Below are 21,853 nucleotides of genomic sequence, written 5' to 3'. Positions count from 1 at the left end.
GGGGCTCAACGCGCCGCGGTCCGAAATCTATTCCAGCGCATGGACCTGTGCGCCGGCTCCACGCCACGGGGAACGCAGCCCGGGAAGGAGGCATCCGCGGAACATCCCCCGTAACGTGGTGGGCACCGAAGAAGAAGGAGGACCGATGCTCGAGCTGCGCGGCATCACGAAGAGCTACGGCGGACGCAGGGTGCTCGACGAGGTCGGGTTCGACGTCGCTCCGGGCCGGCTCACCGGGTTCGTCGGCGGCAACGGCGCCGGGAAGACCACGACGATGCGGATAGCGCTCGGCGTGCTCGAGGCGGACGCCGGCACGGTGTCGCTGGATGACGCCCCGATCACGGTCGGCGACCGGCGCCGCTTCGGCTACATGCCCGAGGAGCGCGGCCTGTACCCGAAGATGAAGGTGGCCGAGCAGATTGCGTATCTGGCCCGCCTGCACGGGTATTCGAAGGCGGATGCCACGGCGAGCGGGGTGCGCCTCCTGGAACGGCTCGGGCTCGGCGAGCGCCTGCACGACAAGGTGGAGACGCTGTCGCTGGGCAATCAGCAGCGCGCGCAGATCGCCGCCGCGCTCGTGCACGAGCCCGAGGTGCTGATCCTCGACGAGCCGTTCTCGGGGCTGGATCCGCTCGCCGTCGACGTGGTCGCCGGGGTCCTCGCCGAACGCGCCGCCCAGGGCGTGTCGGTGCTGTTCTCCTCGCATCAGCTGGACGTCGTCGAGCGGCTGTGCGACGACCTCGTCATCATCGCCTCCGGCACCATCCGCGCCGCCGGCAGCGCCGCCGACCTGCGCGCGCAGCACTCCGGCAACCGCTACGAGCTGCAGACGGCGGGTGACACCGCCTGGCTGCGCAGCGAGCCGGGCGTCCGTGTCATCGACGCCGCCGGCGGGTCGGCCGTGTTCGACGTGGACGGCGACCAGACTGCGCAGCGGGTACTGCGCACGGCCGTGGATGTCGCCGGTGTGCACAGCTTCACGCCGCGGCGTCCCTCCCTCGCCCAGATCTTCAAGGAGGTCATCCAGTGAGCACGACAGGAACCCCCGCCCCGGCGCTCGTCCAGAGCGTCTGGCTCGTCGCCCAGCGCGAAGTCGCCTCCAAGCTGCGCAGCAAGGCGTTCGTGATCTCGACCCTGATCCTGCTCGCGCTCGCCCTCGGCGGTGTCATCTGGGGCGGCCTGTCCGCCGCGCACCCGTCGAAGACCCCGGTGGCCGTGACGAGCGAGACGGCTTCCGTGGTGTCTGGGATGGCGGATCTCGCCGTCACCGAGGCGGCCTCGCCGGAAGCGGCGATAGCACTCGTGAAGGCGGAGAAGGCGGATGCCGCGATAGTGCCGGATCCCGCCAGTCCCACGCATGTGAAGGTCGTCGCGCGGGACGCGGTGCCGCAGATGCTGGTGGCGCAGCTGAGCGTGTCGCCCGCGGTGGAACTGCTGGACACCAGCACCCAGGACGCCCTGCTGCGCTACTTCGTGGCGATCGGCTTCGGCGTTGTGTTCCTGATGTCCGCGTCGATGTTCGGCTCCACGATCGCCCAGTCGGTCGTGGAGGAGAAGCAGACCCGCGTCGTGGAGATCCTGATCTCCGCGATCCCGGTGCGGGCCTTGATGGCGGGAAAGGTGATCGGCAACACGATCCTGGCGATGGCGCAGATCGTGGCCCTCGTGGCGATAGCGAGCATCGGGCTCAGTGTCAGCGGACAGAGCGCGGTGCTGTCGGGCCTCGGTGGGCCGATGGCGTGGTTCGCCGTGTTCTTCCTGTTCGGGTTCATCCTGCTGGCCGCGCTGTTCGCCGGCGCGGCCGCGATGGTGTCGCGACAGGAGGACATCGGCTCGACGACGATGCCGCTGACGATGCTGATCCTGGCCCCGTACATCCTCGTCATCCTGTTCAACGACAACCCGGTCGTGCTCGCGGTGATGTCGTACGTGCCGTTCTCGGCGCCGGTCGGGATGCCGCTGCGCCTGTACCTGGGCTCCGCACAGTGGTGGGAGCCGCTGGTCTCGCTCGCGATCCTCGTGGCCACGTGCGTGGCGGCGGTGCTGGTGGGGTCGAAGATCTACCGCAACTCGCTGCTGCGGATGGGGGCGCGTGTGAAGCTCGGCGAGGCGCTGAAGGCGTAGCTCAGCGGGGCTTGTGCCGGGCCCGCGCGAGCGCGTCGGCCGCGCGCACGAGCGCCAGGTGCGAGAACGCCTGCGGGGTGTTGCCGGCCTGGCGCCGGTTCTTCACGTCGTATTCCTCCGACAGCATCCCGACGTCGTTGGCGAGCGCGCAGAGCCGGTCCATGAGCGCCCGCGCCTCCTTCAGACGCCGGGTCGCCGCATACTGCTCCACGAGCCAGAACGAGCAGGCGAGGAACGGGTACTCGGAGCCGGGCAGCCCGTCCACGCCGGTCGCGGTCCGGTAGCGGCGCAGCATCCCGTCCTCCATCAGGTCCTGCTCGATCTTCTCGACGGTCGCGAGCATGCGTTCGTCGTCGGGCGGGCAGAAGCCCACCTGCGGCAGCAGCAGGAGCGATGCGTCGACCTCCGTGGTGCCGTAGTACTGCGTGAAGTGGCCGTCGGTGACGCCACTGCGGTCGATCTCGTCCTTCACCCGATTGCGCAGATCGCGCCACGTGTCGGAGGGTCCCTTCAGCCCGTGCTCGTCGACCGCGCGCACGGCGCGGTCGAATGTCGCCCACACCATGACGCGCGAGTGCGTGAACATGTGCGGGTCGCCGCGGATCTCCCACATCCCGTTGTCCGGACGGTCCAGCTGATGGGCGGCGTAGGAGACGAGCTTCTTCGCCAGCGGCCACGAGAACGCCGTGTCCGCCAGGCCGCCCTCGCGCGCCGCCGACAGGGTCACCAGCACCTCGCCGACGACGTCGGCCTGATACTGCAGCGCCGCGGTGTTGCCGATCCGCACCGGCGACGACTTTGCGTAGCCGGGGAGGCTGTGCATTTGGCGCTCGAGCAGGTCGCGCTCCCCGGCGAGCCCGTACATGATCTGCAGGTCGGCGGGGTCCCCGGCGACGGCGCGCACGAGCCACTCCCGCCAGTGCTCAGCGAGCGCCGTGAACCCGTGGTCGAGGAGGGCCTCCAGCGTCAGCGCGGCATCCCGCAGCCAGACGAACCGGTAGTCCCAGTTGCGGACACCGCCGAAGTCCTCGGGCAGGGATGTCGTGGCCGCCGCCGCGATGCCCCCGGTGACACGGTTGGTCAGCGCGCGCAGGATCAGCAACGAACGGACGACCTGCGCCCGGTGCGACCCCTTGTGCTCGATCCGGTCCGCCCACGTCTGCCACCAGTCGCGGGTGTCGACGACGGCCTGTTCGACGTCGATCGGCTCCGGGACGTCGCGGTGCGACGGGAACCACGTCAGCGTGAGGTCGACGCTCTGTCCTTCGGCCACCGCGAGCCGACCGACGTGCGCGTGATCGGCCGCGTGCAGTCGGCCCCCGCGGACGACGAGAGCGTCGGGCCCCGCCATCGCCACCAGCTCCGGCCGCTCCGTGGTCCCGGTCTGCCGCACCCACGGGATGGCGCGGGCGTAGTCGAAGCGCATCCGCAGCGTGTGCTCGAACTCGACGAGCCCCTTCACGCCGACGATGCGCCGCACGACATCGATCCGGTTGAGGTTCAGGTGCTCCTCGGGATCGATCGGCATGAAGTCGTGCACCTCGGCGACCCCGCTGGCGGATTCCCAGCGGGTGACGAGCAGGAACGTGTCGTCGTCGTACCACCGGGTCGCGGTGGCCGTCTCATCGACCGGCCGCACGCTCCAGCATCCCTGGTCGTGATCGCCCAGGAGCGCGCCGAACACGGATGCCGAGTCCAGCCGCGGCAGACAGAGCCAGTCGATGCTGCCCTCGAGCGAGACCAGTGCGGCCGTGCGGCAATTGCTCAGAAGCGCGTATTGCTCGATGGGGACGGACATCGCCTTCGAGTCTTGCACCGCAAGCCCATTGCGCGCCAGTGGGCCATGGTTATCGTGAAAACCATGGCGAAGACCACAACACTGCTCATCTTCGGGGCTTCCGGCGACCTGACCTCGCGCCTGCTCCTGCCTGCCCTCGGCCAGCTGCTGAAGCGCGACCCGGATCGGCAGGTGACCCTGCGCGGGGCGGGGACGGACCCCTGGAGCGCCCGACGATGGGGGGATGCCGTCCGCGCGTCATTCGCCTCGGCGGACGCCGCGGACATGGTCGACCGGCTGGGCGAGACCACGTACACGCAGGCTGACATCACGGACGTCGCGGAGCTGAAGAAGCTGCTGGCCGACATCCACGGTCCCCTGGTGATGTACTTCGCGGTGCCCCCCGCCGTCACGATGGCCGCGTGCACCGCCCTGCAGGACGTGCCGCTGCCGCAGGACACGGTGTTCGCGCTGGAGAAGCCGTTCGGCGGCAATGAGGACAGCGCGAAGACGCTGAACGCGACACTGCGAGCGCTCGTGCCCGAGAACAAGATCTTCCGCGTCGACCACTTCCTCGGCCGCCCGACCCTGCTGAACATTCTCGGCGTGCGCTTCGCGAACCGGCTCGTCGAGCCGATCTGGTCGGCCGATCACGTCCAGTCGGTGCTCGTCCGGTACGACGAGTCGCTGGCGCTGGAGGGCCGCGCCCGCTACTACGACAAGGCGGGGGCGCTCGTGGACATGATCCAGAGCCACCTGCTGCAGGTGCTCGCGGTGCTCGCGATGGAGGAGCCGGTGGATCTCGATGAGGTCGATCTGCGCGACGCGAAGAGCGCCGCCCTGCGCGCCACACACATCTGGGAAGACAACCCCGTGCGCGCGTCCCGCCGCGCCCGGTACACGGCCGGCACCATCGACGGCCGCCCGCTGCCGTCGTACGTGGATGAGGAGGGCGTGGACCCGTCCCTGGACACCGAGACGCTCGCGGAGATCGTGTGCGAGGTGCGCACGTCCCGCTGGACCGGGGTGCCGTTCACGCTGCGCAGCGGGAAGGCGCTCGGCGAGAAGAAGGCGCAGATCGTCGTGACGCTGCGCCCCGTGCGGCACATCCCGGAGGGCCTGTCCGGAAAACCCGCCGACGGAGGGGTGCTGCGGATCGGCCTGAGCCCGGACCGCATCGAGCTCGAACTGAACGTCAACGGCGGCGACGACCCGTTTGCGCTGCGACGCGAGGTACTGTCCACCAAGCTCGGCAGCAGCACGCTGCTGGCCTACACCGAGGTGCTGTCGCAGGTGCTCGACGGCGACGTCGCCCTGTCGGTGCGGGCGGATGCCGCGGAGGAATGCTGGCGGATCATCGAACCGGTCCTTGATGCGTGGAAACGCGGCGACGTGCCCTTGGAGGAGTACGCCGCCGGCTCCGACGGCCCCGCGGAGTGGGCGACATCCACCGTGTGATCAGTCGATGAGCTCCGCCTCGATCACGTCGCCGTCGGACGGGGAGGCCGGGCCGTCGCTGGTGAGCACCAGCTGCGACCCGTCGGCTGCGACATCCACCCGGACCACATCGCCGTCGCGGACGTGCCCGCCGAGGATCGCCATGGCCAGCCGGTCCTGGATCTCGCTCTGGATGAGCCGCCGCAGCGGCCGCGCGCCGAACACCGGGTCGTACCCGCGGGAGGACAGCCACGCCCGGGCATCCGGGGTGACCGCAAGCGTGAGCCGGCGCTCCTGCAGCCGGCGCTGCAGCTGGTCGACGGCCAGTTCGACGATCTGCGCAAGGTCGTCCTCGCTCAGCGACTGGAACATCACGATGTCGTCGAGCCGGTTGATGAACTCCGGCTTGAACGCCTGACGCACCAACGCCATCACCTGCTCGCGCTTGTCCTCGGTCGACAGGGTGGGGTCGATCAGGATCGGCGAGCCCAGGTTCGACGTGAGGATCAGGATGACGTTCTTGAAGTCGACCGTCCGGCCCTGCCCGTCGGTGAGCCGCCCGTCGTCGAGCACCTGCAGCAGCACGTCGAACACCTCGGGGTGTGCCTTCTCCACCTCGTCGAACAGCACGACGCTGTACGGGCGGCGGCGCACGGCCTCGGTCAGCTGGCCGCCCTGCTCGTATCCGATGTAGCCGGGAGGGGCGCCCACGAGCCGCGACACGGAGTGCTTCTCGCCGTACTCCGACATGTCGATGCGCACCATGGCGTGCTCGTCGTCGAACAGGAACTCGGCCAGTGCCTTCGCGAGCTCGGTCTTGCCGACGCCGGTGGGGCCGAGGAACAGGAACGATCCGGTCGGCCGGTTCGGGTCGCTGATGCCCGCCCGGGAGCGGCGCACGGCGTCGGAGACAGCGGTGACAGCCTCCTTCTGCCCGATCAGGCGCTTGCCCAGCTCGGCCTCCAGGTGCAGCAGCTTCTCGGTCTCACCCAGCAGCAGGCGGCCGACCGGGATGCCGGTCCAGGACGCTATCACCGCGGCGATGTCGTCCTCGGTGACCTGCTCGTTGACCATGCGCGGCTCGGTGGTCTCGGATTCATCGCGCTCGGCGTCGGCGAGCTGGAGCTGGAGCGTCTTGATCGTCTCGTACTCCAGGCGCGACGCGGTCGCGTAGTCGGCCTCCCGCAGGGCCCGGTCTCGGTCGGTGACGGCCTGATCGAGCTGCTTCTTCAGTTCGCCGACCCGGGTCAGCCCGGCGCGCTCGCGCGCCCATCGCGCCTCGAGCCCGTCCAGCTCGGTCTCCGCGTCGGCCATCTGCTCGCGCAGCTTCGCGAGGCGCTCCTTGGACGCGTCGTCCTTCTCCTTCTTGAGGGCCAGCTCCTCCAGGCGCATCCGGTCGACCTGGCGCTTGAGCTGGTCGATCTCCAGCGGGCTGGAGTCGATCTCCATCTTCAGCCGGCTCATCGCCTCGTCGATCAGGTCGATCGCCTTGTCCGGCAGCTGCCGGCTCGGGATGTACCGGTTCGACATCGACGCGGCCGCGACGAGGGCGCTGTCGCTGATCGTGACGCCGTGGTGGGCCTCGTACCGGCCCTTCAGCCCGCGCAGGATCGCCACCGTGTCCTCCACGCTGGGCTCGCCGACGTACACCTGCTGGAAGCGGCGCTCCAGCGCGGCATCCTTCTCGATGAACTCGCGGTACTCGTCGAGCGTCGTCGCCCCGATAAGGCGCAGCTCGCCGCGGGCGAGCATCGGCTTGAGCATGTTGGATGCCGCGACCGACCCCTCGCCGCCGCCGGCGCCCATCAGCACGTGCAGCTCGTCGATGAACGTGATGACGCGGCCTTCGGACTCGGTGATCTCCTTGAGTACGCTCTTCAGGCGCTCCTCGAACTGCCCGCGATACATGGCACCGGCCACCAGCGCGGAGATGTCGAGGGCTATCAGTTCCTTGTCTTTAAGCGACTCGGCGACGTCGCCCGCGACGATGCGCTGGGCGAGACCCTCCACGACGGCGGTCTTGCCGACGCCCGGCTCGCCGATCAGGACCGGGTTGTTCTTGGTGCGCCGGGTCAGCACCTGGCTGACGCGGCGGATCTCGTTGTCGCGCCCGATGACCGGGTCGAGCTTGCCCTGCCGGGCGCGGTCGGTGAGGTTGATGCCGAACTGCTCCAGAGGGCTCTGCTGCTCCTCCTGCCCGGGCTGCGGCTGCGCGTTCATGTGTCTCCTTGGCATCCATGGAACTCATCCGTCAAAGTTGAGTCGTTCTGGCTCAAGTTTACGCGCTCGGGGCGGCGTCGGCAATACCATCGGGTGCGGGCGTCCGCGCCGCGTGGTACGAGCGGCCCGGGCCGTGCGCTCAGCGCAGGACGCGCTCGTAGACCGCCAGCATGGCCGCCGTGCGCGAGGACTGCCGGAACCGCTCGGCGACCGACGGGCTCGGCACCGGCGCGGTGCCGGCGGCGATGTCGGCGGCGGCGGTGGTGAGGGCGGCCGCGAGCGCCGCAGTCGACGCGTCCGACACCTCCCAGAAGCCGGACTCGAGCTCGGCGGCGATGTCGGGGTCGCTGATGATCGACGGCGTGCCCAGCGACGCTCCCTCGAACACCGTCATCCCCTGCGTTTCGAAGCCGATCGAGGTCTGCACGACGGCGTCGGCCTCTTCGATGCGCCGCAGCGTCTCGACGTACGTCATCCGGCCGCCGAACACGACGGATGCCTCGGGCGCCCGCCGTTCGATGTACCGCTCTGCGGCCCGGCGTCCGCCGCCGCCGCCGAGCACCTGCACGTCGGCGCGCAGTCCCGCGTCACACAGCGCCTCCAGGAACGGAAGCAGTCGCTTCTCCGGACTCATCCGGCCGAGCCAGATGAAGCGCGGCGGTCCGGGTCGGCGGGGCGACTGCAGCGCGAGGGCATCGTCGAGGATCTCGTCGTCGATGCCGTTCCAGATGACGTCCACGTGCGGATGCGACGCGGGGACGGCGCCGTGCTCCTCGAGCCGGCGCGCGAAGTGCGCCGACGGCGCGGTGACGGCGTCCGCGCGGTGCGCAAGGTTGCGCAGGTACGCCCAGCCGTCACGTCCGCGGGGGCGGGCGCCCAGCATCGCTCGCTGCCACGTTCCGAGCAGCCGCAGCGCTAGCGACGGGAACGGCATCGTCGCCGCGATGCCGACGCCCACGCGATTGTGCATGGTGTGCACGAGCGGCGCTCCGTGCCGGGCGGCGAACCGGTGTCCGGTCAGCGCACCCCAGAAGTCGGCCTGCACGTGCACCAGATCCACGGGCGGGCGTCCACGCAGCGCGTCGTCGACGAAACGGTCCGTGCGGCGCCCGGGCAGGGTCAGCGAGTACTCCCGGTCGGGCGTGATGGCGATCGACGGCGTATCGATGTATGCCGGATCAGGCATACGCTGGGCGAGCGCGGCCGCACGCGGGCCGTGCATGCGCGGGGCTATCACCGAGACGGTGTGCCCGGCCCGCTCCAGGTACCGCTTCTGCAGGCGCATCGAGACCTGGGCGCCGCCGAGCGACGACAGGTGCTGATCGGAGAAGAAGGCGATGTGCACGGACGACCTCGTCAGTCGGGCAGGGGCGCGCCGCGGTAGAGGGCCTCGAACGTGTCGAGGGTGCGGGTGATGTCGTGGATGGCGACGCCGTCCAGCGAGGCCTGCTGCATCCGCAGGCGCTCCTGCGGGTCGGCGGTGAGCACGCGGGTGAGGCGGTCCGCGAGGGCCTCGACATCCCCCGGCGGGAAAAGGTAGCCGTTCATCCCGTCGTGTACGAGGTGCGGGAGCGCGACGGCGTCCGCGGCGACGATCGGCAGCCCGGACGCCATCGCCTCCATCGTGGCGATCGACTGCAGCTCGGCGATCGAGGCTATCGCGAAGACGCCGGCCCGGGAATACAGGTCACGGAGCTGCTCGTCCCCGGTGTGGCCATGGAACGTGACACGCGCGTCCAGCCCCAGTTCGTGGGCGAGCTGCTCGAGGCTGCGGCGCTGGTCGCCGCTGCCGACGACATCGAAGTGAACGTCGAGCGCCGGGTCGAGCCGTGCGATGGCCTGCAGCACGACGTCGATGTGCTTCTCTGTGGTGAGCCGGCCGACGAAAAGGATCCGGTTCGCGTCCCGGGGCGTGAGATCCGGGCGGTAGTGGGACCTGTCGATCCCGCAGGAGACGGGGATCACGCCGGAGATGTCGATCGTGCGCTCGAGGAAGTCCGCGGCCTTCCGGGTCGGCGTCGTGACCGCCCGTGCCATCGTCAGGGTCCGTTCCGCGTCGTCCCAGGCGAGCTTGACGAACAGCTTGTCCAGAAGCGGGGGAAGCGTCGTGAAGTCGAGGATGTTCTCGGCCATCACGTGATTCGTCGCGACGATCGGGATGCCGCGCTTGCGGGCCTCGCGGGCCAGACCCCGCCCGATCACTATGTGCGACTGGATATGCACGACATCCGGCTTGACCTCGTCGAGGACCTTGCGGGCGTAGTGCTTGCTCATCCACGGCAGCACGAACGTGAGCCAGTCGTGCGGGTACCAGCGCCATGCGGGCAGGCGGTGCACGGTCATCCGCTGCCCCTCGATGTCCTCGACGAAAGTGCCGTGGTTGCGGTGGCCGACGCTGGGCGCCGACACGTGCACGCGGTGGCCGCGGGCCACGAGCCCGGCGGCGAGGCGCTCGGCGAAACGGGCGGCCCCGTTGACGTGCGGGAGGAACGTGTCCGCCCCGATCAGGACGGTCAGCGGCACCTTCGTCTCGGAGTCCGGCGGCGTGGACGCGGCCGGACGCGGCGAGTCCGCTGGTGGGGCGGGAGTCACGGTGAGACGAGTGCCTTCCTCTGCGGCGGCGCCGGGGGCGACGCGTGTCCACTGTACCCGAGCACCTCGGCCGCGCCGGGGACCGGAACGCGCGGCGCGCACACAGCCGAGCCGCCTAGCGTGGTGTCATGTCCCGACTCCAGGCCGACGCCCGCGCCGACCGCTGGGTCCCGGTGACCGGCTCGCTCGGGCTGAAGGGGCGACGGCACCGCAAGGCGGCGATCCGCATGCTGCTCACGCAGACCGGCGGACTGCTCGGCGCGCAGCAGCCCTCCGGGGGCGGGATGATCGCGTGGATGCTGAGCCAGGCCGCCCCGTTCCTGATGCGCAAGGCCGACGGGCGGGTTCTGGTCTGGGTCTGGCGCGAGGACCCCGCGCTGCTGGTCGCCATGGCGCAGCTGCAGGAGGCGACGCCGCAACTGCGCACCGCGCGCGCCATGATGCCGATGGAGTACGACGACACCGAGCAGTTCCGCAACCCGCACCTGGGCGTGGGCGAGCGGCTGCTGATCCCGCTGCCGCGGCAGCCGAAGACTCCCCCGTTCGCGACGTACACGTGGGATGTCGGCACGCACTTCGTGACGCTCACGGCGGTGTGCTCGGACCGGTCCCGGTTCGGAACCATCACGGCCGCGCTCGACGACCTGGCACGGTCGCTGCGGGTCGTCGACGATCTCACCCTCGACGAGACGACGGTGCTGCGGCTCGACCCGAGTTAGCCGGCGGAGCCGCGCGATACCGCCGGGTCGGCGGGGTGCAGGTCGGCGGGGCGCTGGTCGGCGGGGTGCAGTTCGGCGACGGGGCACGAACGTGCGACCTCGACGCCGAACAGGGCCGACACCGCCTGCGCGAACTCGTCCGCGCGCCCCTCCGCGGCCAGGGCCCGCCCGCGCACGGACGGCCCGTGCAGCAGTACGCCGGCCAGGTGCCGGAGCGCTGCCTCGGTCTGCGGGCTGACGTCGCCGCGGCCGCGCGCCCAGGCGATCTCACCGTCGAGCACGTCGAACACGTGCCGGCGGAGCGCGACGAGCGCCGGGGTCACGGCATCCTCTGCCGTCGCCCGACGGTAGTCGGCGACCGCGTCGTCGACGAGCGCGCGGGCCTCGTCGGTGGCGCCGAGCTCGGGCAGCGGGGCGTGCGCGCGCAGCGTCTCCAGGTCGAGCAGCTCCACGCCGGGGACGGATGCCGCGGCCGGGTCGACGTTGCGGGGCAGGCCGAGGTCGATGATGAGTCGGCGCGGCAGGGCGCCCTCGCGCACGGCGGCCGCGGCCACGGTCGCCTCGTCGAGGATCACGGTGGGGGCGACGCTGCACGCGACGACGAGGTCGCTGTCGGCGACGGCCTGCGCGAGGGATTCGGTCGCCGTGATGCCGTGGCTCGCAGCGAACGCGGCGGCCCGGCCGCTGCGCGAATGGACCTGCACGCGGGTGACGCCGCGGTCACGGAGGGCCGCAAGGCTCGCGCCGGCGTAGCGGCCGGTGCCCACCAGGAGCACGCGGGTGGCGGCCCAGTCGGTGATCCGGGTCTCGGCCATGTCCAGCGCGAGGCGGACGACGGAGCGCCCGGCACTCGACAGGCCGGTGCGGTTCTTCACTCCGCGCGACGTGCGCGAGGCCAGCTGGAACACGCGCTCCAGTTCGCGGGTCGCCGTGCCGCGCTCGCGGGCGCCCTCGAGCGCACGCCGCACCTGTCCGGCGATCTCGCCTTCGCCCACGACGACGGACTCCAGGCCGCTGGCCACGGCGAACGCGTGCTCGGCGACCGCATGGCCGCGCACCAGCATCCCGGCATCCCGGACCTCCGCGGCGCTCATCCCGGTCGCGGATGCGACGGTGCCCACGAGCGCGTCTTCGGCGGCGGGCGCGTCGGCGGGCACATCGAGGTACACCTCGAACCGGTTGCAGGTGGACAGCACGACGCTGCCGCCGGCGCGGTCGGCCAGTCGCTCGATCACGTCGCCGGCACCGCGCTCGAGCCGCTCGAGGATGTCGAAGGCGGTCGTGCGATGGCTGGAGGAGTAACAGAGCAACACGGACGGTAAGGATACGCGCCCCCCCTGAGTGCGATGATCAGTGCCCGGAGAGAGCTCTCACGCCGGTCTGCGAGAATCGCCGGGTGACCGAAGCACCCGCCGATCCCCGCTCCCTTCCCGCCGACCACCCGCTCGCGACCGGGACGACGGCATCCGCCCCCCTCGTGCAGGCGTACCGCGGCGTCCCCCCGGCCATCACGCCGGTGTGGTTCATGCGGCAGGCGGGGCGGTCGCTGCCGGAGTATCGGGAGTTGCGCACAGGGCTCGGCATGCTCGAGGTGTGCCTGGACCCGGCGCTCGCGAGCGAGATCACGCTGCAGCCGGTCCGGCGCCACGGCGTGGACGCGGCGATCTTCTTCAGCGACATAGTGATCCCGCTGCGGCTGTCGGGGATCGGCGTCGAGATCCAGGCGGGCACCGGCCCGGTGTTCGACCGGGCGGTGCGCACGGCCGCGGATGTCGACGCGCTCGTGGCCGCGGGTGTGCCCCACGCCGAGGACAGCGGGTTCGATCCGATCCGCGAGGGTGTGCGCCGGACGGTCGCCGAGCTCGGGGCGACGCCGCTGATCGGTTTCGCGGGCGCGCCGTTCACGCTGGCCGCGTACCTCGTCGAGGGGCGGCCGTCGCGCGATCATCTCGCCGCGCGACGCCTCATGCATGCCGATCCGGAAGCCTGGGCGCGGCTGATGGCGTGGTGCGCGGACGTCACCGGCGCGTTCCTGCGCGCGCAGCTGCTCGCCGGTGCCAGCGCAGGGCAGCTGTTCGACTCCTGGGCGGGCTCGCTGTCCCGCGCCGACTACATCCGGCACGTCGCTCCCGCGTCCGCGCGGGCGCTGTCGTGGGCGCGCGGGCTCACCGCGCCCGACGGGTCGCGGGTGCCGCTCGTGCACTTCGGACTCGGGACGGGCGCGTTCCTGCCGGAGATGCGGGATGCCGGTGCCGACGTCATCGGCGTCGACTACCGGATCCCGCTGGACGAGGCATCCCGCCGCCTGCACGACGCGGTGCCGCTGCAGGGCAACATCGATCCCGCGCTGCTGGGCGCGCCGTGGCCGGTGCTCGCGGAGCACGCGCGCGACGTGCTGCGCCGCGGGCGGTCGGCGCCCGCGCATGTCGTGAACCTCGGGCACGGCGTGCCGCCGGACACCGACCCCGACGTGCTGACGCGCCTGGTGGGACTCGTGCACGAGGCCGGAGCGGAATGACCGCAGAGTCCTCCTCGCGCGGCGGCGGCGACCCCGCGCTCAGCGGAGGGCCTTCGCGCGCGACGAGGGCATCCGGCGGCGAAATGCCCTCCCCTGGGCGGGATGTCCTCCGCTCGGCGACCCCCGTCGTGGGCCGCAGTGGAGAGCCCTCGCCTGGCGGGTCATCCTCGCGCGGCGGCGGCGACCCCGCGCTCAGCGGAGGGCCTTCACGCGAGACGAGGGCATCCGGCGGCGAAATACCCTCCCCTGGACGGGATGCCCTCCGCTCGGCGACCCCGGTCGTCGTGATCGGCGGCGGCATCGCCGGCCTCGTCGCGGCGCGCACGTGCCTCCTGCGCGGTAGGACGGTCACGGTACTCGAGGCGGGCGCGACGTTCGGGGGGAGCGTCGCGCGGCACAATGTCGCGGGACTGGTGCTGGATGCCGGCGCGGAAAGCTTCGCGACTCGTGGCGGTGCAGTCGCGGGCCTGATCGATGAACTGGGTCTGGCAGACAGCGTCGAATGGCCGAATGCCGCGGGCGCATGGCTGCACCTGGCCGACCGCACGGTGCCGATGCCGCGCGGCGGGCTGCTCGGCATCCCCGTCGACCCCACGGCACCCGACGTGGTCGCGGCGATCGGCGAGGACGCCGCGCGGCGCGCCCGGCGTGACCTCACCGAGCCGCTATCCGCGGGCTTCGCGCCCGCGACGCTCGGCGCGCTTGTGCGAGAGCGCATGGGGCAGGCGGTGCTCGACCGCCTGGTGTCGCCGGTCGCGACCGGCGTGTACTCGACGGCCGCGGACGATCTCGCCGTCGACGCCATAGCGCCGGGGCTGCGCTCCGCATTGGAGCGGACGGGTTCGCTGGCGCGTGCCGTCGCCGAGCTGCGCGCGGTCGCGCGGCCGGGATCGGCAGCGGGTGGGCTGCGCGGCGGCATGGCGGCGCTCGTCGAGGCGCTCGTGGCGGACATCATCGCGCGCGGCGGCCGGCTCGTGACCCGGTCGCAGGTCCCGGCGCTGACGCGCGCAGCGGGCGGTGGCTGGGACGTGCTCGTCAGCGCCGGGAACGAGATCGGCGCCGCGAGGCCGCGTGGCAGGAACGCCGATCTGGCCGATGCACCAGCCGGACCGCATGATGGCGTGCTGCACGCGGATGCCGTGATCATCGCCACCGCACAGCCCGACGCCGTGCGTCTGCTGAGCGGGGCAGTCGCATCGGATGCCGGCTTGCTGCCGGCGCCGGACGCGTGGCCCGCGCCGACCCGTGTCGACCTCGCGACACTCGTGCTTGATGCGCCGGACCTGGATGCCGCACCCCGCGGCACGGGCCTGCTCGTCGCCGAGGACGCCCACGCCCGCGTCGCGGCGAAGGCGCTCACGCACGCGACCGCCAAATGGGCGTGGCTCGCCGAAGCAGCCGGCCCCGCCCGGCACGTCGTCCGGCTGTCGTACGGGCAGACCGGTCACGTCAACCCCGCGCAGGGCCTCAACGACGACGCGCTACGCGCTCTCGCGCTGCGGGATGCCGCGACCCTCCTCGGTGTTCCGCTGGACTCCGCGCAGGTCACCGGGTTCGCTCGCGCCGTGTGGACGAACGCCGTCTCGCTCGCCGCCCGCGGGCAGGCTGCGCGCGTCGACGCCGTGCGCACCGCCGTCGCCGCGACACCGGACCTGGAGGCGACCGGTGCCTGGATCGCCGGCACAGGCCTCGCCTCCGTCGTGCCGGACGCCCAGGCCGCGGCATCCCGTCTCGTCTGACCCGTCCGCGCGCGTTCAGTCGTCACGAACTGCGACTTCGTCGCCGTCCACGTCGCATTTCGTGACGACTGAACGAGGGGGACATCCCGCCAGATCCCGCCCATGAACTTCGGCCGTCACAAATCGCGACATCCCGGCCCTCAGGCCGCACTTCGTGACGACCGAACGAGAGACGAACGCCAGACCCCCAGCAAAGCTGAAGGTTTACTGGGAACTCACACACAACGCGACGAAGATGGAGGCCGTGCCAGATAGCGTGACCCCCTCCACCGAATCCCCCTCCTCCACCGAAACCTCCGCCGACGCCGCCCCCGCCGTCTACACGCTCTGGGCCGTGTTCAGCCGGCCCGCCGACCCGGTCCCGGCCGACGCGCTCGCCTCCGCTGCCGCCGACCTCGACGCGGCGCTCGCACAGCTGGCCGCCACCGGCGTCACCGCACGCGGGATCTACGACGTGTCCGGCTTCAAGGCCGACACGGATCTGATGTTCTGGCTACACGGCGACACCCCCGAAGCCCTGCAGGCCGCGCTGCGCGTGCTGCGCCGCGTGCCCGCGGTCGCCGCGCTCACGCCGCACACGAACTTCGTCGCCGTGCATCGCGAGGCCGAGTTCAACCGCCAGCACATCCCCGCGTTCGTCCGCGGCGTGCAGGCCAAGGACTGGCTCGCCGTCTACCCGTTCGTGCGCAGCAAGGACTGGTACCTGCTGCCGGGCGACCAGCGCAGCCGCATGCTCGCCGAGCATGGCCGCGCCGGCGCCGCGTACCGCGGGGTGCTCAGCAACACCGTCGCGGCGTTCTCGCTCGGAGACTACGAGTGGGTCGTCCCCGTGGAGAGCGACGAGCTCACCGAACTCGTCGACATGATGCGGGCGCTTCGCTACGTCGACGCGCGGCTGCACGTGATCGAGGAGATCCCGTTCTTCACGGGCCGGCGCATTCCACCGGCGGATGTCGCCGAGGTCCTGTCATGAGCGCGGGCGCCTTCGACGCCGTCCTCCTGGCGAGCTTCGGCGGACCGGAGGGCCAGGACGACGTCATCCCGTTCCTGCGCAACGTCACCCGCGGCCGGGGTGTGCCCGACGACCGGCTCGAGGAGGTGGCCGTCCACTACCGTCACTTCGGCGGGGCGAGCCCGATCAACGCGCAGAACCGCGCCCTGAAGGCGGCCCTCGAGGCGGAGCTGGCCGCGCGCGGCTTCGACCTGCCCGTGCACTGGGGCAACCGCAACTGGAACCCGTACTTCGCCGACACGCTGCGCACCGCGCACGCGGCCGGTCACGACCGGCTGCTCGCGGTCGTGACGAGCGCCTACACGTCATACTCCGGCGTCGGGCAGTACCGGGAGAACTTCGAGCAGGCGCTCGCCGACACCGGCCTTGCGGGCACGGTCACCATCGACCGGCTCCGCGAGTTCTTCGACCACCCCGGCTTCGTCACGCCGTTCGTCGAGGGTCTGCGAGCCACGCTCGCCGAGCCCGAGGCCCGGGATGCCGCGACCCACGTCCTCTTCGTGACGCATTCGATCCCCACGGCGGCGGCCGCGGCATCCGGCCCCGAGCACGGTCCGGGCGGCGCGTACGTCGCGCAGCACATCGCCGTGGCCGAGGTCATCGCCGCGCAGGCGGCGCCCGGCGTGCCGCACTCGCTCGCGTACCAGTCGCGCAGCGGCGACCCCCGCACGCCGTGGCTCGAGCCGGACGTGAACGACGAGATCCGGCGGCTGGCCGCGGCCGGCGTGCAGCGCGTCGTCGTGGTGCCGATCGGATTCGTCAGCGACCACATGGAAGTGCTGTGGGACCTCGACACCGAGGCGGCCCAGACCGCCGCGGACGCCGGCATCGGCTTCGCCCGCGTGGCCACGCCCGGCGTGCACCCGGCGTTCGTCGCGGGCCTCGTCGACCTGATCGCCGAGCGCGTACAGGACACGCCCGACGCCGAGCGCCCGCACCTGACCGCGCTCGGCCCGTGGCCCGACCACGCGACCGTCGGTGCGGCCCCCGCGGTGGTGCGATGACACTGCGGATCGGAACGCGCGGCAGCGCCCTGGCCGTCGCGCAGACCCAGCTGGTGGCGGACGCCCTGGCCGCGGCTCTCGGGGGCACGGATGTCGAGATCGTCCGCGTCACGACGCACGGCGACACATCCCGCGCGTCGCTGTCGAGCCTCGGCGGCACCGGCGTGTTCGCCACCGCGCTGCGCGACGCGCTGCGCGAAGGCCGCTGCGACGTCGTCGTGCACTCGTTCAAGGACCTGCCCACCGCGGCATCCCCCGGGCTCATCGTCGGCGCGGTCCCGCCGCGCGAGGATCCCCGCGATGTCGTGGTCACCCGCGACGGCACTCCCCTGGCGGACCTGCCGGCCGGCGCGCGCATCGGCACCGGCTCCCCGCGCCGCATCGCGCAGGTGCGCGCGGCACGGCCGGATCTGGACCTCGTCGACATCCGCGGCAACGTGGACTCGCGGCTGGCGCGGCTGCACGCCGACGGGGACGAGCGGCTGGATGCCGTCATCCTGTCCGCCGCGGGACTGAACCGGCTGGGACGCACCGACGTGCCCACCGAGCCGATGCCGCTGGAGACCTGGCCGTCGGCGCCTGCGCAGGGCGCCCTCGCCGTCGAGGTGCGGGATAACGCCGCCGGCACGCCGCTGGCCGCGGCGCTGGCGCGCATCGCCGACCCGCGCAGCGCCGCGACGGCGGCCGCCGAGCGCGGTGTGCTGGCCGGGCTGCAGGCTGGATGCTCCGCTCCCGTGGGCGCGACGGCGACGGTTCAGGACGGCGCCCTGCACCTGACCGCCGCCGTGTACAGCCTGGACGGGACCCGCCGGATCTCGGCATCCCACACCATCCCGCACCTCGAGGACGAGGCCCTCCCCGAGGCGGCGGCCGAGGCCGCGCGCATCGTGACCGCACAGCTGCTGGGCGACGGCGCCGCCGATCTCGCGCCGGTCGGCGCCCGGGGGGACGCATGAACCCCGTGATCCGGCCGCGCCGCCTGCGCGCGACGCCGGCGATGCGACGCCTCGTCGCGGAGACCCGTATCCACCCGGCGCAGCTGATCCTGCCGCTGTTCGTGCGCGAGGACATCGCCGAGCCGGCGCCGATCGGCTCGATGCCGGGCGTCGTGCAGCACACCCTCGACTCGGTGAAGCAGGCGGTGCAGGATGCCGCGGCCGCCGGCATCGGCGGGGTGATGCTGTTCGGCATCCCGGCGGGTCGCGACGCGATCGGCTCCGGCGCGACGGACCCCGCCGGCATCCTGAACCGGGCGACCCGCGTCGTCGCGGCCGAAGCCGGCGACGCGCTCGTGGTGCAGACGGATCTGTGTCTGGACGAGTTCACCGACCACGGGCATTGCGGCGTGCTGGACGCGCACGGCACCGTCGACAACGACGCGACGCTCGAGCGGTACCGCGGCATGGCGCTCGCGCAGGCCGAGGCGGGGTCGCAGCTGCTGGGCCTGTCCGGGATGATGGACGGCCAGGTCGCCGCGGTGCGCGAGGCGCTGGATGCCGCGGGCCGCACGGACACCGCGATCCTCGCTTACGCGGCCAAGTACGCGTCCGCGTTCTACGGGCCGTTCCGTGAGGCCGTCGACTCGCAGCTCACGGGCGACCGGCGCACGTATCAGCAGGATCCGGCGAACCGCATCGAGGGGCTGCGCGAAGCCGCGCTCGACGAGGCGGAGGGTGCCGACGTGCTGATGGTCAAGCCGGCGATGAGCTATCTGGATGTGCTGGCGGATGTCGCCGCGGTGGCGCAGGTACCGGTGTGGGCGTACCAGGTGTCGGGCGAGTACGCGATGATCGAGGCCGCCGCCGCCAACGGCTGGATCGACCGGGGACGCGCGATCCGGGAAAGCGTGACCGGGATCCTGCGCGCGGGCGCCGGCGCGGTCCTGACGTACTGGGCGCTGGAGCTGGCGTCGGATCCGGACTCGGCGGCATGATCCGGTCGCACAACGTGCGGGTGCGGGATGCCGCATCCCACACGTTCTGGGACGCGCAGATGGGCGTGGCACACAACATGTCGGGGGCAGCATCCCGCGCCTTCTGTGACACGCAGATGGCTGTGTCCCACAAGGTGCGGGTGCGGGACGCCGCATCCCGCACCTTCTGGGACGCGCAGGTGGGTGTGTCCAACAACGTGCGGGTGCGGGGCGCCGCATCCCGCACCTTCTGGGACGCGCAATCGGGCAGGTCACACAAGATGTCGGATCGCGGGCAGCGAAGCCGCTATTTCTGCGACACACCGCGGCGGGGGCCGCACGAAGGAACAGCATGAGCAACGAGTCATCCTTCGACCAGGCGCGTGCGGTGATCCCCGGCGGGGTGAACTCGCCGGTGCGCGCGTTCCGTTCGGTGGGCGGTGCGCCGCGATTCATGGTGTCCGGCCGCGGGCCGTACATCACCGACGTCGAGGGTCGCGAGTACGTCGACCTGGTGTGCTCGTGGGGGCCGCTGCTGCTCGGCCATGCACATCCTGCGGTGCTGGATGCCGTGCACGAGGCCGTGTCGCGCGGCCTGTCGTTCGGTGCGTCGACGCCGGCCGAGACGGAGCTTGCCGAGGCCGTGATAGCGCGCCTCGCGCCGGTGACGAGGCCGCTCCCTGAGCGAGCCGCGGCGCCGACGGCGCCCGACGATGTGCCGGATCCCGCGCGGTCCCCGAGCGCAGCGCCGGTCGTCGAGCAGCTGCGCCTGGTCTCCACCGGCACCGAGGCGACGATGACGGCCATCCGGCTCGCGCGCGGCGTGACCGGGCGGCCGCTGGTCGTGAAGTTCTCCGGGCACTACCACGGACACTCCGACGGGCTCCTCGCCGACGCCGGAAGCGGCCTGGCGACGCTCGCACTCCCGGCCTCGGCGGGGGTGCCGGCCGAGATCGCCGGGCAAACCCTGGTGCTGCCGTACAACGACCGGGAAGCCGTCCGGGCGGCGTTCGCCGAGTTCGGCCCGCGGATCGCCGCGATCATCGTCGAGGCGGCCGCTGCGAATATGGGTGTCGTCGCGCCGTCGCCGGGCTTCAACGCGTTCCTGGCCGACACCGCCCACGCGGCCGGCGCGCTCCTGATCGTGGACGAGGTGCTCACCGGCTTCCGCGTATCACCTGCGGGATGGCTCGGACTCGAGCCGGTCGCCGCCGACATCGTCACGTTCGGCAAGGTGATCGGGGGCGGGATGCCGCTGGCCGGCCTGGGCGCACGGCGGGAGATCATGGAGCACCTGGCGCCGATCGGCCCGGTCTACCAGGCCGGGACTCTGTCCGGGAACCCGGTCGCGGTGGCAGCAGGTCTGGCGACGCTGCGCGCCGCCGACGCTGCAGTGTACGCGCGGGTCGACGAGGTGGCCGGCGTGATCTCGTCGGCGGTGTCCGAGGCTTTGGATGCCGCGGGCGTCGAGCACGCCGTTTCCCGCGCAGGGAACCTGTTCAGCATCCAGTTCCAGTCGACGCTCGCGACCGACTATGCCGGCGCGCAGCGGCAGGACGCGTTCCGGTACGGGCCGTTCTTCCACGCGATGCTCGACGCCGGCGTCTCGCTGCCGCCGAGCGCGTACGAGGCGTGGTTCGTCAGCGCCGCGCACGACGACGCGGCGGTGTCCCGCGTGCTCGAGGCGCTGCCGGCTGCAGCCCGCGCAGCCGCGTCAGCTCAGCCCTGACCCGGGCCTCGGCCCCCGGCCGCGTCAGCTCAGCCCTGGCCCGGCCCTCGGCCCTGCGTGACGCGCTCGTCAGCGCACACCCGACCCTCGGCCGAGCCGAGGAGAATGGCCGACGCGAGGATGGATGCCGCGGCGTGGACCCTCTCTTGGGCCAATCCCCTCGGCTGAGCCGAGGATGCGTCCCACGGCGTCGCGCGGCGGAGCGTGACATCCATCGACATCCGCAGCGACACGCCCCCTGCCCCTCTGCCCGGCCGAGGACTCTCCGCCGGTACCTCCCTCGGCCCAGCCGAGGAGAATGACCGAAGCGAGGATGGATGCCGCAGCTTCGGCCCTCTCCCGGGCCAATCCCCTCGGCTGAGCCGAGGAGGCGCCGCACAACAGCCCGAACCCGAGCCGAGGATGCGCCACACAGCAGCCCGAACCCGTCCGAGGAAGCGCCGACGGCGCCTACCGCGCGGGCACGCGGGCCCGCAGCCCCGCCACCAGCAGCTCCACGCCGAACGCGAACTCCTGCGCACCATCGTCGGTGACGCCGTCCGCCACGACGCCGAGGCTGTCGAACTGCATCCGCTGCTGCTCGTGGGAGACGTGGCCGAGCACGAAGTGCAGCAGCGCCGTCGCTGCGCGCCGCGTCGTCTCCGCGTCGAATCCGCCACGCGCGACGGCGTCGGCGAGTCGCCGGGGCGCGGCATCCGCCCCCAACCCCATGCTGAGCGTGCTCGTGACGACCTCCGCGCCGTCGCGGTACGCCAGCAGCGCGTCACGCAGCGCGGCGGCGGCCGCGCGCACGTCGACGGTCCAGTCGCCGGATGCCGCACCCGGCGGCCGCGCGGCGACGATGCGATCTGACACCGCGGCCAGCAGCGCCTGCTTGTTCGGGAAGTGGTGGTACAGCGCGCTCGGCTGCACGTCGAGCGCCGCCGCAAGGCGCCGCATCGTCAGGTCGGGCAGCCCGACGCCGTCCAGGAGAATCAGCGCCGTGCGCACGACATCCTGCCGCGAGTGCCGCCGCGCGTTTTCGATGTCCGCCACGATCCCACTATAGTGAACGCTGTTCAGGTGAACAT

General features: G+C 72.0%; 18 protein-coding genes. 12 read left to right on the top strand and 6 right to left on the bottom strand.

All coding sequences use genetic code 11. The features are described 5' to 3' along the window. The first annotated feature begins 145 nt into the window (after window positions 1-145). On the top strand, window positions 146-1,030 hold the full coding sequence (locus GH740_RS04485; protein ID WP_153744798.1) for an ABC transporter ATP-binding protein: 885 nt from the start codon (window positions 146-148) through the stop codon (window positions 1,028-1,030). Next, window positions 1,027-2,124 carry an ABC transporter permease gene (locus tag GH740_RS04480; RefSeq protein ID WP_367640624.1) on the top strand — a complete coding sequence of 366 codons (1,098 nt, stop codon included), beginning with the start codon at window positions 1,027-1,029 and terminating at the stop codon, window positions 2,122-2,124. The genes GH740_RS04485 and GH740_RS04480 overlap by 4 nt, the downstream gene beginning before the upstream one ends. A gap of 1 nt (window position 2,125) precedes the next feature. On the opposite strand, the gene GH740_RS04475 is transcribed toward GH740_RS04480, so the two are convergent. Further along, window positions 2,126-3,922 (bottom strand): glycoside hydrolase family 15 protein, encoded by a 1,797-nt coding sequence (locus tag GH740_RS04475; protein ID WP_153744797.1) that lies wholly within the window; start codon window positions 3,920-3,922, stop codon window positions 2,126-2,128. A 63-nt stretch (window positions 3,923-3,985) separates the two neighbouring features. Between GH740_RS04475 and GH740_RS04470 the strand changes: the two genes are divergently transcribed. Next, window positions 3,986-5,359 carry a glucose-6-phosphate dehydrogenase gene (locus GH740_RS04470; RefSeq protein WP_153744796.1) on the top strand — a complete coding sequence of 458 codons (1,374 nt, stop codon included), beginning with the start codon at window positions 3,986-3,988 and terminating at the stop codon, window positions 5,357-5,359. Here GH740_RS04470 and GH740_RS04465 read toward each other — a convergent pair whose 3' ends face one another. The 3 genes from GH740_RS04465 to GH740_RS04455 all read right to left on the bottom strand — a co-directional run bounded on the left by GH740_RS04465 (window position 5,360) and on the right by GH740_RS04455 (window position 10,081). Then, window positions 5,360-7,558: an ATP-dependent Clp protease ATP-binding subunit gene (locus GH740_RS04465; protein ID WP_153744795.1), complete on the bottom strand. Its 2,199-nt coding sequence runs from the start codon at window positions 7,556-7,558 to the stop codon at window positions 5,360-5,362. It abuts the gene before it with no gap. Window positions 7,559-7,697: 139 nt separating this feature from the next. Further along, window positions 7,698-8,903 carry a glycosyltransferase family 4 protein gene (locus GH740_RS04460; RefSeq protein WP_367640621.1) on the bottom strand — a complete coding sequence of 402 codons (1,206 nt, stop codon included), beginning with the start codon at window positions 8,901-8,903 and terminating at the stop codon, window positions 7,698-7,700. Window positions 8,904-8,914: 11 nt separating this feature from the next. Next, window positions 8,915-10,081, bottom strand: a complete 1,167-nt coding sequence (locus tag GH740_RS04455) for a glycosyltransferase (protein ID WP_367640619.1) — start codon at window positions 10,079-10,081, stop codon at window positions 8,915-8,917. 197 nt (window positions 10,082-10,278) lie between these two features. On the opposite strand from GH740_RS04455, the gene GH740_RS04450 reads away from it, so the two are divergent. Further along, window positions 10,279-10,869: a hypothetical protein gene (locus GH740_RS04450; protein ID WP_153744794.1), complete on the top strand. Its 591-nt coding sequence runs from the start codon at window positions 10,279-10,281 to the stop codon at window positions 10,867-10,869. Here GH740_RS04450 and GH740_RS04445 read toward each other — a convergent pair. Further along, window positions 10,866-12,182 carry a glutamyl-tRNA reductase gene (locus tag GH740_RS04445; RefSeq protein WP_367640617.1) on the bottom strand — a complete coding sequence of 439 codons (1,317 nt, stop codon included), beginning with the start codon at window positions 12,180-12,182 and terminating at the stop codon, window positions 10,866-10,868. The genes GH740_RS04450 and GH740_RS04445 overlap by 4 nt on opposite strands. A gap of 83 nt (window positions 12,183-12,265) precedes the next feature. Between GH740_RS04445 and hemE the strand changes: the two genes are divergently transcribed. The 8 genes from hemE to GH740_RS04405 all read left to right on the top strand — a co-directional run bounded on the left by hemE (window position 12,266) and on the right by GH740_RS04405 (window position 20,783). Continuing rightward, window positions 12,266-13,387 carry a uroporphyrinogen decarboxylase gene (gene hemE / locus GH740_RS04440; RefSeq protein WP_367640615.1) on the top strand — a complete coding sequence of 374 codons (1,122 nt, stop codon included), beginning with the start codon at window positions 12,266-12,268 and terminating at the stop codon, window positions 13,385-13,387. A gap of 284 nt (window positions 13,388-13,671) precedes the next feature. Then, complete coding sequence (locus tag GH740_RS04435; RefSeq protein ID WP_367640613.1) at window positions 13,672-15,126, top strand: NAD(P)/FAD-dependent oxidoreductase; 1,455 nt, start codon at window positions 13,672-13,674, stop codon at window positions 15,124-15,126. Window positions 15,127-15,361: 235 nt separating this feature from the next. Further along, window positions 15,362-16,099 (top strand): hydrogen peroxide-dependent heme synthase, encoded by a 738-nt coding sequence (gene hemQ, locus GH740_RS04430; RefSeq protein WP_153744793.1) that lies wholly within the window; start codon window positions 15,362-15,364, stop codon window positions 16,097-16,099. Next, the gene (locus GH740_RS04425) at window positions 16,096-17,142 is read left to right on the top strand and encodes a ferrochelatase (protein WP_153744792.1); all 1,047 of its coding nucleotides are present in this window, start codon (window positions 16,096-16,098) and stop codon (window positions 17,140-17,142) included. The genes hemQ and GH740_RS04425 overlap by 4 nt, the downstream gene beginning before the upstream one ends. Next, window positions 17,139-18,098 carry a hydroxymethylbilane synthase gene (gene hemC / locus GH740_RS04420; protein ID WP_153744791.1) on the top strand — a complete coding sequence of 320 codons (960 nt, stop codon included), beginning with the start codon at window positions 17,139-17,141 and terminating at the stop codon, window positions 18,096-18,098. The genes GH740_RS04425 and hemC overlap by 4 nt, the downstream gene beginning before the upstream one ends. After that, window positions 18,095-19,075 (top strand): porphobilinogen synthase, encoded by a 981-nt coding sequence (gene hemB, locus GH740_RS04415; RefSeq protein WP_153744790.1) that lies wholly within the window; start codon window positions 18,095-18,097, stop codon window positions 19,073-19,075. Before hemC ends, hemB begins: the two co-directional genes overlap by 4 nt. Then, window positions 19,072-19,410: a hypothetical protein gene (locus GH740_RS04410; RefSeq protein WP_153744789.1), complete on the top strand. Its 339-nt coding sequence runs from the start codon at window positions 19,072-19,074 to the stop codon at window positions 19,408-19,410. The genes hemB and GH740_RS04410 overlap by 4 nt, the downstream gene beginning before the upstream one ends. Continuing rightward, a complete protein-coding gene (locus tag GH740_RS04405; protein ID WP_153744788.1) occupies window positions 19,407-20,783 on the top strand; it encodes a glutamate-1-semialdehyde 2,1-aminomutase in 1,377 nt (458 codons plus the stop codon). The genes GH740_RS04410 and GH740_RS04405 overlap by 4 nt, the downstream gene beginning before the upstream one ends. A gap of 450 nt (window positions 20,784-21,233) precedes the next feature. Here the strand turns inward: GH740_RS04405 and GH740_RS04400 are convergent, their stop codons facing one another. After that, the gene (locus tag GH740_RS04400) at window positions 21,234-21,818 is read right to left on the bottom strand and encodes a TetR/AcrR family transcriptional regulator C-terminal domain-containing protein (RefSeq protein ID WP_367640609.1); all 585 of its coding nucleotides are present in this window, start codon (window positions 21,816-21,818) and stop codon (window positions 21,234-21,236) included. Between the last annotated feature and the right edge of the window lie 35 nt (window positions 21,819-21,853).

Origin of the sequence: Microbacterium sp. SYP-A9085 (genome assembly GCF_009649635.1) — a bacterium.
Classification (GTDB): Bacteria; Actinomycetota; Actinomycetes; order Actinomycetales; family Microbacteriaceae; genus Microbacterium.
Note: the sequence above shows the minus strand (reverse complement) of the source record. Positions and strands in the feature narration are given on the sequence as shown.